Origin of the sequence: Aeromonas enteropelogenes (genome assembly GCF_000819845.1) — a bacterium.
Taxonomy (GTDB): domain Bacteria; phylum Pseudomonadota; class Gammaproteobacteria; order Enterobacterales; family Aeromonadaceae; genus Aeromonas; species Aeromonas enteropelogenes.
Genome location: NZ_CDCG01000037.1, coordinates 628,167 through 641,378 on the forward strand (window position 1 = coordinate 628,167; position 13,212 = coordinate 641,378).

The following is a 13,212-nucleotide window of genomic DNA, read 5'->3' on the forward strand; positions in this document are numbered from 1 at the left end:
TAACAAGATGATCAATATTTCCCGTCGTGGTTTTCTGGGTGGCTTGCTGGCCAGCGGTGCCAGCGCCCTGATCGGTCCCTCCCTGCTCGGTCGCGCCGTGATGGCCGCCGAGTCCGGCGAAAAACTGGTGCAGTCCGGCTCCCACTGGGGCGCCTTCCGCGCCCGTGTGGTCAACGGCCGCTGGGTCGAGACCCTGCCGTTCGAGCATGACAAGCATCCGACCGAGATGCTCAAGGCCCTGAGTGAAGTGGTCTACAACCCCTCCCGCATCCGCTACCCCATGGTGCGTCTGGACTGGCTGCGCAAGGGCCACCAGTCCGACACCAGCGAGCGCGGCCAGAACCGCTTCGTGCGGGTAACCTGGTCCCAAGCGCTGGACTTCTTCTATCACGAGCTGGAGCGGGTGCAGAAGACCTATGGCCCGAGCGCCCTCTACGCCGGTCACTCAGGCTGGCAGTCGGTCGGCAAGCTGCACTCCGCCGGCGCCATGCTGGGCCGCGCCATGAACCTGCACGGTACCTATCTGGCCAAGGCCGGTGACTACTCCACCGGCGCCGCCCAGGTGATCCTGCCCCACGTGGCGGGCGCCATGGAGGTGTACGAGCAGCAGACTTCCTGGCCCCTGGTGCTGGAGCACAGCAAGACCATCGTCATCTGGGGTTCCGATCCCATCAAGAACCTGCAGGTGGGCTGGCTGGTGCCGGATCACAGCGTCTACGAATACTGGGCACAGCTGAAAGAGAAAGTGGCCAAGGGCGAGATCAGGGTCATCAGCGTCGACCCGGTCAAGTCCAAAACCCAGAAGTACCTCAATTGCGATCAGGTTACCCTGAACCCGCAGACCGACGTGCCCCTGATGCTGGGTATCGCCCATACCCTCTACAGCGAAAAGCGTCACAACGAGGACTTCCTCAAGAACTACACCACCGGCTTTGACAAGTTCCTGCCCTATCTGCTGGGCACCAAGGATGGCCAGGTGAAGGATGCCGAGTGGGCCTCCGCCATCTGTGGCGTGCCTGCCGAGACCATTCGCGAGCTGGCGCGCACCATGGCCAGCGGCCGCACCCAGCTCATCGGCGGCTGGTGCGTGCAGCGCATGCACCACGGCGAACAGTACGCCTGGATGCTGGTGGTACTGGCCTCCATGCTGGGCCAAATTGGCCTGCCGGGCGGCGGCTACGGTTTTGGCTGGCACTACAACGGCGCCGGTACCATCACTTCTACCGGTCCCATCATGTCCGGCTTCAGCTCCGTCATTCCCGGGGTCAAGCCGCTGCACAACGGCGACTGGAAGGGCTACTCCAAGTTCATCCCGGTGGCCCGTTTCGTCGACTGCATCCTGAACCCGGGCAAGACCATCGCCTTCAACGGTCAGACCATCACCTACCCGGAGATGAAAATGGCGGTGTTCTGCGGCAACAACCCGTTCCACCACCAGCAGGATCGCAACAAGATGATCGCCGCCTGGCGCAAGCTGGAAACCGTGGTGAGCGTGGATCACCAGTGGACCGCCAGCTGCCGCTTCGCCGATATCGTGCTGCCGGCCACCACCACCTATGAGCGGGATGACATCGAGCAGTGGGGTTCCCACTCCAACGCCGGCATCCTGGCCATGCACAAGGTGGTCGAGCCGCTGTTCGAGGCGCGCGACGACTACGACATCTTCGCCGATCTGTGCCGTCGCTTCGATCGCGAGGCAGAGTTCACCGGTGGCAAGACCAAGCTGGAGTGGATCCAGAGCATCTATGACGATGCCCGCCTGCAGGGCCGCGGCATCGGCATCCGCCTGCCCCGCTTCAGCCAGTTCTGGCACGGTGAAGGCTTCGTCACCTTCCCGGCGGGCAAGCCCTGGGTGCGTCACGAGTCGTTCCGTCAGGAACCGGATTTGGAGCCGCTAGGCACCCCGTCCGGTCTCATCGAGATCTACTCCAAGACCATCGCCGACTACGGTTACGCGGATTGCCCGGGCCACCCGGTCTGGATCGAGCCTTACGAGCGCTCCCACGGCGGCCATGGCAGCAAGCAGTTCCCGCTGCACCTGCAATCCTGTCACCCGGACAAGCGCCTGCACAGCCAGCTCTGCTCCTCCGACAACTACCGTGCCACCTACACGGTACAGGGTCGCGAGCCTGTCTATATGAACCCGCAGGACGCCAAGGCGCGCGGGCTCAAGGACGGGGATCTGGTGCGGGTCTTCAACGGCCGCGGTCAGGTTCTGGCCGGTCTGGTGGTGAGCGAAGACTACGCCCCCGGCGTGGTGCGCATCCAGGAAGGTGCCTGGTACGGCCCGCAGGAAGGCGGCAAGGTGGGGACTCTCTGTACCTATGGCGATCCCAACGTGCTGACCGCGGACATCGGCTCCTCCAGCCTGGCGCAGGCCACCACGGCCCACACCGCGCTGGTGGAGATCGAGAAGTTCCAAGGGCAGGCGCCAGCCGTCACCGCCTTCGGGGCACCGGAATCCGCCAAGGGTATCGATCCCATGTTCCCGGCACTGTGAACCAGGGGGACGAAAGTTCCCCCTTGAGTTTCCTTTATTTTTAAAGTCGTTAGAATCGGGAGCCTCTATGGCTCCCGATTGTCATCCACGGAGGAAAAATGCAGGAATTTATGGCTACCAGCGAACGCAGGGCCGAGCTTTACTGGTGGTTCTCCACCCTGTTCGCTGCCGAACTCAGTGATGCACAGATCGCTGAATACGACACCTACGACGTGCGCAGCTTCTTGAAGAGCCTCTCAACCCTCGACCCCATGCGCGAGGCAGTGGCCGAACTGAACGATGCCATCGCCCGCCTGCTGGTACGTCCCGATCGCCAGCTGGAACTCGCTGCCGACTTCGCTGGCCTGTTTCTGGTCGATCCCAAGCAGGGAGCCCTGCCCTATGAGTCGCTCTACCGCGGTGATGGCAAGCTGTTGATGCAGGCCCCCATGGCCGAGATGCAGGCTCGCCTCGATCGCCTCGGCATCAACATCAGCGAGAAGTACAAGGAGCCCGCCGATCACCTGGCCATCGAGCTGGATCTGATGGGCAACCTCATCATCCGCGCCGCCGAGGCGACCACCGCCGCTCAGCGCGAGGAGTGGCTCAAGGAGCAGGAAGCGCTGCTGCACCATCACCTGCTGGGGTGGTTCGAGCAGTTCGAGAGCGCCTGTCGCGCTGCCGACGAATTCGGCTTCTACGGAGCGAGTGCCCGGCTGCTGGGGGTATTCCTCAAGATGGATGCCAACTACCTGAGCCTGATCAAACCGGCCCAAAGCGCCGGCTAAGCCGATGAAGACAGCCCTGCTCCTGATCGCATGCTGGCTGCTGGCCCTGATCCCGCTGGATCAGGGCATTACTCCCCTCGCCGTGCTGCTGTTCAACCCGGACAGAGAACTCTACGGCACCGCCCAGCTCACCGGCTTTGCCGGCATACTGCTGACGCTCTATCTTGCCAATCTGGGCGTCGAGGTGGTGCTGCGCCGCCGCTTCCAGATAGCGGGCATGCTGGCCCTGCTGGCCTCCTGGATCGATTTCATCAATAGCAGCGGCACCGAGGCCCACTGGTTGCTGCTCTACGCCATGGCGCTGCCTTTCCACCTGATCGGCTGGCTGGTCTTCGTGCGGGGCATTCAGGCCTTCGGCCGCGAGAAGGGGTGACGGCCTACTGGCCGCCGATTTCCAGCTGCCAGCTGTCATCCCGTTCGTTGAGATAGCGGGTCAGCGGAGAGTCGCCCTGATAGCGGGGAGTTTTCTTGAACTGGAGCGGGAACGGCTCATCGACCAGCGACTGGTTCAATGAATCGGCTACCTGTTCACGCACCGATGGCGCCAGTCCAGCCCCCTGTTCCACATAGCCCTGGCCGGCAAAATCCGATTCGAACGCGGGGGCCTCAAACTGCCAGGCTGCGGCCAGCAACATCAATCCAATCATCAAACAAACTCCTCTTTATCGTCTCTCATACGCCTTGTTTTCCATATTTTTGCCGCATCTTATGCTCGAGGAAAGAGCAAGGTCGCTATTAATTCCTTTATCAGAGGGCAGATCTCTCCGTAGATGCCCTTGCTGCCTGGTCTTAGCAAGGTTTTTGCCGCCCTCTGAAAACGATCACCTAACCCCAGCTGACTCCCTACCCGAGAGTTCGTGCCATACTGAAATCCACTTAAGTAACAAATCAGTCAATGCCGAGGTCTTCATGGACGGGAAGCTTTTCAATGCCGATGCCGAGGCACTCCTGACCCAGCTGTCTGATCACACCGTTCTGGAACAGCTGATGGATACGGCGCCGCTGGGCATAGGCGTATTCGATCGCGAATTTCGTTATCGCAAGGTCAACCAGGTACTGGCCGACATCAACGGCAAGAGCATCGCGGAGCACCATGGCAAGTTATTGCGGGAGGTGGTGCCCCAGCTGGCCCCTACCCTGGAGCCCATGTTTCAGCAGATCATGCGCAGCGGTGTGCCCTATGTGGATATCGCCATCTCGGGTCAAACCGCCGCTCACGGCTGCAGCTACCGACGCTGGCAAGCCACCTACAGCCCGATGCGCAATGAAAGGGGGGAGCTTAACGGGATCCTCGCCATCGTGCGGGACATCACGGAGCAGTACGAAACCGAGCAGCGGCTGCAACTGGCGATGCGCGCGGCCCAGATCGGGGTCTGGGAATGGCATGTTACAGAAGACCGTCTGCTGTTTGAGGGGCAGATTGGCTCCCTGCTGGGCCCTCGAAACAACCGCTTCCTCGGGGGGCTGCAGTCGTTCGTCGACTGTTTCGAGCCCGAATCCGGCAACCAGCTCAAGACCGCCCTGCTGGGGGATCAGCCAATCCACCTCACCTTGAGTTACATCAACCACCTCGATGAGCGTCACTGGGTCGACATCCATGCCGATCACGTCCCTGCCACCGAATCCGTCGGGCGCCGTGTGATGGGGGTGATCCACAATGCCACCGCCCGCCGCCGCCAGGAGGAGCGGCTGCACCAAGCCAACGTGGTGTTCGATACCACGGCCGAAGGGATCATCATTCTCGATCACGACCACCGCATCATCTCGGTCAACCCGGCATTCACCATGCTGACCCAGTACGACTCTGGCGAGGTGATGGGGCACACTATGGATATGGTCATGCATCCGCAAACTCACGGTGCGCGCGACTATCCCTGGTACCAGTTGCAACCGGGCAACAATACCTGGCATGGCGAGCGACTGTGCCTGCGCAAGGATGGCAGCTACTTCTCCTCCTGGCAGCAGATCAGCGCCGTCTACGACAGTTTCAACAACACCACTCACTTCGTGATAGCCCTCTCCGACATCAGCGCCATCCGCAAGGTCGAGGCCGAGCTCAACCATTTGGCCTACCACGATCCCCTGACGGAGCTTGGCAACCGCCATCTGTTGCAGGAGCGGCTGACCCTTGAGCTGAAGACAGCCAAACTCAACCGAAAGCGACTGGGGCTGTTGTTTATCGACCTGGACGGCTTCAAGCTGATCAACGACAGCCTGGGCCACGGGGTCGGCGATCAGTTGCTCAAGCGCTTGGCCGAGCGGATCCACGGCTGCCTGCAAGCACACGATCTCGCCACCCGGCTCGGTGGCGACGAATTTCTGGTGTTAATCCCCTATCTGGATCAATCCGAAGAGCTGGAGATGCTGGCCAGTACCCTGTTGGATGTGCTGCGTGAGCCTGTAGAACTGGCCCATGAGCAGGTCGCCATCTCCGCCAGTATCGGGATCGCCCTCTACCCGGACCATGCCGATACGCCCGAGAGCCTGATCAGCGCAGCAGACAGCGCCATGTACGAAGCCAAGAGCCAGGGGCGCAACGGCTACCAGTTCTATACCCCCAGCATGGCCGCCCGTGCCCGGGAAAGAATGCAGATGGAGCAAGGGCTGCTCAAGGCGCTGGAGCAGGATCAACTCTGCATCTTCTACCAACCCATGACCGACCTCACCACTGGCCACCTGAGTGGACTGGAGGCCCTGATACGCTGGCAACACCCCCATGAGGGGATGATCGCTCCGACCCGCTTTATCCCGGTAGCCGAAGAGTGCGGGCTGATCGAAAAAATCGGGGAGTGGGTGATGCGCAGCGCTTGCCGCCAAGGACAGAGCTGGCTGGCGGCAGGTCTTGACGTGCCCCGCCTCTCGGTCAATGTATCGGTACGGGAGATGCGCTCCCCCGGTTATGTGGAGCGGGTCGCCGCCATCCTGAAGGAGACCGGATTCCCGCCAGAGCGGCTGGAAATCGAAGTCACCGAGAGCATCATTCAGCGGGTCGATCAGAGTCTTGAACTCTTCACCCGCCTGAAAAATCTCGGGGTGCAGATCGCCATCGACGACTTTGGCACCGGCTTCTCATCCCTGAGCCTGCTAAAAAGCCTGCCCATCGATCGCATCAAGATAGATCGCGCCTTCGTCCAGGCGCTACCCGATGACAAGAACAGCCGTGAGTTGTGCCGCACCATCATCAATCTGGCGGATAGTCTGGATATGGAGGTCACGGCGGAAGGGATCGAGACCCAGGCCCAGTATGCCTTCTTGCAGTCGCTCAACTGCGGTGAAGGTCAGGGCTATCTGTTCAGCAAGCCGCTACAGGTAGAGCATATGAGCCACCGGCTGGCTCCGCCCCCCCAATCCTAGGTCACACCATTGAAACAGGCCCTCGGTGCAGCAAATGCCGGGGGCCGATTTTTCCTACCTCATAACTGACAATCGGATAAAAAAACGCCCTCCATGGGCGTTTCGCTGCAAAGACTTTCCCCTCTGTCATCCCCTGTGTACGGGAGCGGAGCACCGCCTATCCAAAAGTCTAATTGCCCCCTCATGCCAAAGGTATAAGTTGTTACTCAATTATTAAAAGGATGTTTTCACAGGAGTGACAGATGAGCGAGAGCAAGGTCTACCCGGTCAAATCCCATATCAGCAACGGTGCCCTGCTGGACAAGGCAGGCTATGAGGCCATGTACCAGGCCTCCGTTGAAAACCCGGACGCCTTCTGGGGCGAGCAGGGCAAAATCCTCGACTGGATGAAGCCCTATACCAAGGTCAAGAACACCTCCTACGACCCGGGCCACGTCTCCATCAAGTGGTTCGAGGATGGCCAGCTCAACGTCTCGGCCAACTGCCTGGACCGCCACCTGCGCGATCGAGGCGACAAGGTCGCCATCATCTGGGAAGGGGACAACCCGGCCGAGGATCGCAAGCTGACCTATCGCGAGCTCCACGGCGAAGTGTGCAAGTTTGCCAACGTGCTCAAGGCACAAGGGGTGCGCAGGGGTGACGTAGTCTGCCTCTACATGCCCATGGTGCCGGAAGCGGCCATCGCCATGCTGGCCTGTACTCGCATCGGGGCCGTGCACAGCATCGTCTTCGGTGGTTTCTCGCCGGAAGCGCTGGCCGGTCGCATCATAGATTCGGGTTCGCACATCGTCATCACCGCCGACGAGGGGCTGCGTGGCGGGCGTGCCGTGCCGCTCAAGAAGAATGTGGACGAAGCGCTCACCAACCCGGAAACCCAGGTCAACAAGGTGATCGTGCTCAAGCGTACCGGCGGCGATGTCGCCTGGCACAGCCATCGCGATGTGTGGTGGCACGAAGCCACCGCCACCGTCAGCAGCGACTGCCCGCCCGAAGCGATGAACGCCGAAGATCCGCTGTTCATCCTCTACACCTCCGGCTCCACCGGCAAGCCCAAGGGGGTGTTGCACACCACTGGCGGCTACCTGGTCTATGCCACCCTCACTTTCAAGTACGTGTTCGATTACCACGAAGAAGACATCTACTGGTGTACCGCCGACGTGGGCTGGGTCACCGGTCACTCCTATCTGGTCTATGGCCCGCTCGCCAACGGCGCCACCACCATCATGTTCGAAGGGGTGCCCAACTACCCGGCCAGCAACCGCATGAGTCAGGTGGTGGACAAGCATCAGGTCACCATCCTCTACACAGCCCCCACCGCCATCCGCGCCCTGATGGCCAAGGGCAACGAGGCAGTCGAGGGTACTTCCCGTTCGAGCCTGCGCATCATGGGATCCGTGGGTGAACCCATCAACCCGGAAGCCTGGGAGTGGTACTACCGCACCATAGGCGACGAGCGCTGCCCCATCGTCGACACTTGGTGGCAGACCGAGACCGGCGGCATCCTGATCACTCCGCTTCCCGGCGTCACCGACCTGAAACCCGGCTCCGCCACCCGTCCCTTCTTCGGGGTACAACCGGCGCTGGTCGATAACATGGGCGAACCGCTGGAGGGGGCCACCGAGGGCAACCTGGTGATCACCGACTCCTGGCCGGGTCAGATGCGCACCGTGTTTGGCGATCACGAGCGCTTCGAGCAGACCTACTTCTCCACCTTCCCGGGTCGCTACTTCACCGGCGACGGAGCTCGTCGCGACGCCGACGGCTACTACTGGATCACCGGTCGGGTGGATGATGTACTGAACGTCTCCGGCCACCGCATGGGTACCGCCGAGATCGAATCGGCCCTGGTGGCCCATCCCAAGATTGCCGAGGCGGCCGTGGTCGGCGTGCCCCACGAGATCAAGGGTCAGGGTATCTATGCCTACGTCACCCTGATCGCCGGGGAAGAACCGAGCCGCGAGCTGCACAAAGAGGTCAAGGAGTGGGTACGTAAAGAGATCGGCGCCATCGCCACTCCGGACGTCATCCACTGGGCCGAGGGGCTACCCAAGACCCGCTCCGGCAAGATCATGCGCCGCATCCTTCGCAAGATTGCCACCGGCGAGACCGACAGCCTGGGAGACATCTCCACCCTGGCGGATCCGGGTGTGGTAGACAAGCTGATCCGCGAGAAGTCGGAAGCCGCCTGATCGAGCCCCGTTTTACCGATGAACAAAGCCGACCCTGGGTCGGCTTTGTTGTTTCTGCGGAGCCGGAATCGGCACCCTGCGCAGATGGTGGACGGGGCAGATAAACGAGCAAAAAATAGGCAGATGTAGAGATTAGACCAGTAAAATGCTGTTAATTTTCACGAAATCAATATAATTGCGAAATCTGTGTGCCAGGGCACACCCATTTGCGCAGAAAATGGCTAGATTTCTGGTAGTCCGCAAGATAGCTGACAGATAGCAGCAATATCATCGAGGATGTACTCAATATGTCGCAAAATCACCGAATCCTTCTGCTTAACGGACCAAACCTGAATCTGCTGGGCAAACGGGAGCCGGGTATCTACGGCAGCAAGACGCTCGATGAGATCGTCGCCGATCTGGCGCACAGCGCCAGTGAACTCGGCGTCAGCCTGGAACACCTGCAATCCAACGCCGAACACGAGCTGGTCGGCCGCATTCATCAGGCCATGGGCCAGGTGGATTTTATCATCATCAACCCGGCCGCCTTCACCCACACCAGTGTCGCCATCCGCGATGCCCTGCTGGGTGTGGCCATCCCCTTTATCGAGGTGCACCTGTCAAATGTTCATGCCAGGGAGCCCTTCCGTCATCACTCCTACCTCTCCGATGTCGCCAAGGGCGTCATCTGCGGGCTGGGAGCCGATGGCTATCAATTCGCTTTAACCGCGGCCGTGCACCACCTGCGCGCGGCTTGATAATCACTTATCTGATAAAGAAGAAAGAGAATGCTAATGGATATCCGCAAAATCAAGAAGCTGATTGAACTGGTTGAAGAGTCCGGCATCGCCGAACTGGAGATCTCCGAAGGTGAAGAATCCGTTCGCATCAGCCGCAACTTCTCCGGTCAGGTGACTGCCGCCCCGCAGATGATCATGCCGCAAGCTGCTCCGGTTGCTGCGCCTGTTGCCGCTGCACCGACTGCTGCGCCGGCCGCCGCCGATGCCGCCCCGAGCGGTCACCTGATGCGCTCCCCCATGGTCGGCTCCTTCTACCGCTCCTCCAGCCCGGAAGCCAAGCCGTTCGTGGAAGTGGGCCAGCACGTCAATGTCGGCGATACCCTGTGCATCGTCGAAGCCATGAAAATGATGAACCAAATCGAATCTGACAAGGCCGGTGTGATCAAAGCGATCCTGGTTGAAAATGGTCAGGCCGTCGAATTCGACGAGCCGCTGTTCATCATCGAATAAGGGAAATCGCCACCCATGTTGGACAAAGTAGTCATCGCCAACCGCGGTGAAATTGCCCTGCGGATCCTGCGCGCTTGCAAAGAGCTCGGGATCAAGACAGTGGCCGTTCACTCCACCGCCGACCGGGAGCTCAAGCATGTGCTGCTGGCCGACGAATCCATCTGTATCGGCAAGCCGGCCAGTACCGACTCCTACCTCAACGTGCCGGCCATCATTGCCGCCGCAGAGGTAACCGGTGCCGTGGCCATCCACCCGGGTTACGGCTTCCTCTCCGAGAACGCCGATTTTGCCGAAGTGGTCGAAAAGTCCGGCTTCATCTTCATCGGCCCGCGCGCCGAGACCATCCGCCTGATGGGTGACAAGGTCTCCGCCATCGAGGCGATGAAGAAGGCGGGCGTCCCCTGTGTACCGGGCTCCGACGGTCCGGTCGACAACGACGCCAAGCACAACGCCGCCATCGCCAAGCGCATCGGCTATCCGGTGATCATCAAGGCCGCCGGTGGCGGTGGTGGTCGCGGCATGCGCGTAGTGCGCAACGAGGCCGAGCTGGCTTCCGCCATTGCGCTGACCAAATCCGAAGCGGGCCAGTTCTTCAAAAACGACATGGTCTACATGGAGAAGTACCTGGAGAACCCGCGTCACATCGAGATCCAGGTGCTGGCTGACGGCCAGGGCAACGCCATCTATCTGGGCGAGCGTGACTGCTCCATGCAGCGTCGCCACCAGAAAGTGGTGGAAGAGGCCCCGGCACCGGGCATCACTTCCGAGATGCGCAAGTTCATCGGCGAGCGCTGCGTGCGCGCCTGTATCGAGATCGGCTACCGCGGTGCGGGTACTTTCGAGTTCCTGTATGAAAACGGCGAGTTCTATTTCATCGAGATGAACACCCGTATCCAGGTTGAGCACCCGGTTACCGAAATGGTCACCGGCGTGGATCTCATCAAGGAGCAGCTGCGCATCGCCGCCGGCCAGCCCCTGTCGATCACCCAGCAGGACATCCGCATCCGTGGCCATGCCATCGAGTGCCGGATCAATGCCGAGGATCCGGCCACCTTCATGCCCTCGCCGGGTCTGGTGCAGCGTTTCCACGCGCCGGGTGGCCTGGGCGTACGCTGGGATTCCCACATCTATGCGGGCTACAAGGTACCGCCCCACTACGATTCGATGATCGGCAAGCTGATCTGCTACGGCGAGAATCGTGACATCGCCATCGCCCGTATGCGCCACGCGCTGGACGAGCTGGTGGTCGAGGGGATCAAGACCAACGTGCCGCTGCAAAAAGAGATCATGAAGGACGAAAACTTCCAGCACGGTGGAACCAACATCCACTACCTGCACAAGAAGCTGGGTCTGTAAGATTCGCGTCCGCAGATCCTCTGCTGAAAAAGGGCCATGGCGACATGGCCCTTTTTTGTTATCCTTGCGCCCCTCGAAATTGTCGGAGGCCAAGGTGAACCGTTTCGCTCTCGCCCGCCGGGAAGCAGTCTTCTGCCTGCTGCTGACCCTGCTCTACTTCTTTGCCTGGTATGGCACCGCCTACTTTATTCCGCCGCAGCTTGAGCTGTGGGGGCTGCCGCTCTGGTTCCTGCTCAGCTGCATGGTGATGCCGCTGCTGTTCATCCTGCTCTGCGCCCTGATGGTGAACCGCTTGTTCGTGGAGATCCCTCTCGATCCCGAGCCGCTTCAGCCCAAGGAGCCCTCCCATGAATCTTGAGTTGATGCTGCCGCTCTTCATCTATCTGGTGCTGGTGCTGGGGGTTGGCTTCTGGGCCAGCCGCCATCGCGCCGCCGGCAACTTCGTTCAGGAGTACTTCATCGGTAACCGCAGCATGGGCGGCCTGGTGCTGGCCATGACGCTGGTGGCCACCTATACGTCGGCCTCGTCCTTTATCGGCGGCCCCGGCGCTGCCTACAAGATTGGTCTTGGCTGGGTGCTGTTGGCGATGATCCAGCTGCCCACCGTCTGGCTCACCCTGGGGGTACTTGGCAAGAAATTCGCCATCATAGCCCGCCGGGTCAATGCGGTGACCATCAACGACATGCTGTGGGCTCGCTACCAGAGCCGGGCCGTGGTGATCCTGGGCTCGGTGACCATCATCCTCGCCTTTATCGCCACCATGGTGGTGCAGTTCATCGGCGGGGCCCGCCTGCTGGAGACCGCCACCGGCCTCTCCTACCAGCAGGGGCTGCTGCTGTTTGCCGGCTGCGTGCTGCTCTACACCATCATCGGCGGCTTTCGCGCCGTGGTGATGACCGATGCCCTGCAGGGGATCATCATGCTGATCGGCACCGGTGCCCTGCTGGCGGGGATCCTGATCGCGGGGGATGGCTTGCCCAACCTCATCCACCAGCTCAAGGAGATAGATCCCAAGCTGGTAAGCCCGCAGGGGGCCGGCGACATGCTGACCCAGCCCTTCATGCTGAGCTTCTGGATCCTGGTCTGCATCGGGGTGGTGGGGCTGCCCCACTCGGCCCTGCGCTGCTTTGGCTATCGCGACAGCAAGGCGCTTCATCGCGGCATCCTGATCGGCACCATCGTCAGCGCCCTCTTGATGTTCGGCATGCACCTGGCCGGGGCCCTCGGCCGCGCCATCCTGCCCGGCATGGACAGTCCGGACAAGATCATGCCCTCTCTTATGATGGAGGTGCTGCCCCCCTGGCTCGCCGGGGTCTTCCTGGCGGCGCCCATGGCGGCCATCATGTCGACCATCGACTCCCAGCTGATCCAGGCCTCGGCCACCCTGGTGAAAGATCTCTACCTCAACTACCTCAATCCGAAGCAGGAGAAGCTGGAGGTGCGCATCCCCCGCCTCTCCCTGCTCTGTACCCTGATCCTCGGCACTCTGGTACTGCTGGCGGCGCTGCAGCCCCCGGAGATGATCATCTGGCTCAACCTGCTCGCCTTCGGCGGCCTGCAGGCGGTATTCCTCTGGCCCCTGGTGCTCGGCCTCTACTGGCCGCGGGCCAACGGTCGCGGCGCCCTGGCCAGCATGGTGTGCGGCATTCTGTGCTACTGCATCCTGAGTCAGTGGGGGATCAAGCTGGCTGGCCTGCACGCCATCGTGCCCAGCCTGACTCTCGGTTTGTTCGCCTTCGTGGTGGTGAGCCTGCTCAGTGCTCCGCCTTCGCGGGAAGTGCGGGAGTTGTTCGAGTAAAAATTGAGTAAAAGATGA

At 61.1% G+C, this 13,212-nt stretch carries 11 protein-coding genes; 10 read left to right on the plus strand and 1 reads right to left on the minus strand.

Annotated elements, in window-relative coordinates; genetic code table 11:
• Positions 1–7 precede the first annotated feature (7 nt).
• The 3 genes from torA to BN1123_RS15700 all read left to right on the plus strand — a co-directional run bounded on the left by torA (position 8) and on the right by BN1123_RS15700 (position 3,640).
• Positions 8–2,500, plus strand: a complete 2,493-nt coding sequence (torA, locus tag BN1123_RS15690) for a trimethylamine-N-oxide reductase TorA (protein ID WP_042028134.1) — start codon at positions 8–10, stop codon at positions 2,498–2,500.
• Positions 2,501–2,598: 98 nt separating this feature from the next.
• Positions 2,599–3,267 (plus strand): molecular chaperone TorD, encoded by a 669-nt coding sequence (gene torD, locus BN1123_RS15695; protein WP_042028135.1) that lies wholly within the window; start codon positions 2,599–2,601, stop codon positions 3,265–3,267.
• A 4-nt stretch (positions 3,268–3,271) separates the two neighbouring features.
• Positions 3,272–3,640: a hypothetical protein gene (locus tag BN1123_RS15700; RefSeq protein ID WP_042028136.1), complete on the plus strand. Its 369-nt coding sequence runs from the start codon at positions 3,272–3,274 to the stop codon at positions 3,638–3,640.
• Between the two features lie 4 nt (positions 3,641–3,644).
• On the opposite strand, the gene BN1123_RS15705 is transcribed toward BN1123_RS15700, so the two are convergent.
• On the minus strand, positions 3,645–3,914 hold the full coding sequence (locus BN1123_RS15705; RefSeq protein ID WP_042028137.1) for a hypothetical protein: 270 nt from the start codon (positions 3,912–3,914) through the stop codon (positions 3,645–3,647).
• A 262-nt stretch (positions 3,915–4,176) separates the two neighbouring features.
• On the opposite strand from BN1123_RS15705, the gene BN1123_RS15710 reads away from it, so the two are divergent.
• From BN1123_RS15710 to panF, 7 genes are all read left to right on the plus strand, one after another.
• Entirely contained in the window at positions 4,177–6,621 is a 2,445-nt protein-coding gene (locus BN1123_RS15710; protein WP_082037554.1) for a sensor domain-containing protein, read from the plus strand.
• A 242-nt stretch (positions 6,622–6,863) separates the two neighbouring features.
• Entirely contained in the window at positions 6,864–8,810 is a 1,947-nt protein-coding gene (acs, locus tag BN1123_RS15715) for an acetate--CoA ligase (RefSeq protein ID WP_042028138.1), read from the plus strand.
• Between the two features lie 287 nt (positions 8,811–9,097).
• The gene (gene aroQ / locus BN1123_RS15720; protein ID WP_026457432.1) at positions 9,098–9,547 is read left to right on the plus strand and encodes a type II 3-dehydroquinate dehydratase; all 450 of its coding nucleotides are present in this window, start codon (positions 9,098–9,100) and stop codon (positions 9,545–9,547) included.
• 36 nt (positions 9,548–9,583) lie between these two features.
• Entirely contained in the window at positions 9,584–10,039 is a 456-nt protein-coding gene (gene accB / locus BN1123_RS15725; protein WP_042028139.1) for an acetyl-CoA carboxylase biotin carboxyl carrier protein, read from the plus strand.
• Between the two features lie 15 nt (positions 10,040–10,054).
• The gene (gene accC / locus BN1123_RS15730; protein ID WP_042028140.1) at positions 10,055–11,395 is read left to right on the plus strand and encodes an acetyl-CoA carboxylase biotin carboxylase subunit; all 1,341 of its coding nucleotides are present in this window, start codon (positions 10,055–10,057) and stop codon (positions 11,393–11,395) included.
• A 94-nt stretch (positions 11,396–11,489) separates the two neighbouring features.
• A complete protein-coding gene (locus BN1123_RS15735; protein ID WP_042028224.1) occupies positions 11,490–11,753 on the plus strand; it encodes a YhdT family protein in 264 nt (87 codons plus the stop codon).
• Positions 11,743–13,194, plus strand: a complete 1,452-nt coding sequence (gene panF, locus BN1123_RS15740) for a sodium/pantothenate symporter (RefSeq protein WP_042028142.1) — start codon at positions 11,743–11,745, stop codon at positions 13,192–13,194. The genes BN1123_RS15735 and panF overlap by 11 nt, the downstream gene beginning before the upstream one ends.
• The last annotated feature ends 18 nt before the right edge of the window (positions 13,195–13,212 follow it).

Coding starts and splice junctions, on each gene's coding strand:
- torA (WP_042028134.1), top strand. CDS start 8: ATGATCAATATTTCCCGTCGTGGTTTTCTGGGTGGCTTGCTGGCCAGC.
- torD (WP_042028135.1), top strand. CDS start 2,599: ATGCAGGAATTTATGGCTACCAGCGAACGCAGGGCCGAGCTTTACTGG.
- BN1123_RS15700 (WP_042028136.1), top strand. CDS start 3,272: ATGAAGACAGCCCTGCTCCTGATCGCATGCTGGCTGCTGGCCCTGATC.
- BN1123_RS15705 (WP_042028137.1), bottom strand. CDS start 3,914: ATGATTGGATTGATGTTGCTGGCCGCAGCCTGGCAGTTTGAGGCCCCC.
- BN1123_RS15710 (WP_082037554.1), top strand. CDS start 4,177: ATGGACGGGAAGCTTTTCAATGCCGATGCCGAGGCACTCCTGACCCAG.
- acs (WP_042028138.1), top strand. CDS start 6,864: ATGAGCGAGAGCAAGGTCTACCCGGTCAAATCCCATATCAGCAACGGT.
- aroQ (WP_026457432.1), top strand. CDS start 9,098: ATGTCGCAAAATCACCGAATCCTTCTGCTTAACGGACCAAACCTGAAT.
- accB (WP_042028139.1), top strand. CDS start 9,584: ATGGATATCCGCAAAATCAAGAAGCTGATTGAACTGGTTGAAGAGTCC.
- accC (WP_042028140.1), top strand. CDS start 10,055: ATGTTGGACAAAGTAGTCATCGCCAACCGCGGTGAAATTGCCCTGCGG.
- panF (WP_042028142.1), top strand. CDS start 11,743: ATGAATCTTGAGTTGATGCTGCCGCTCTTCATCTATCTGGTGCTGGTG.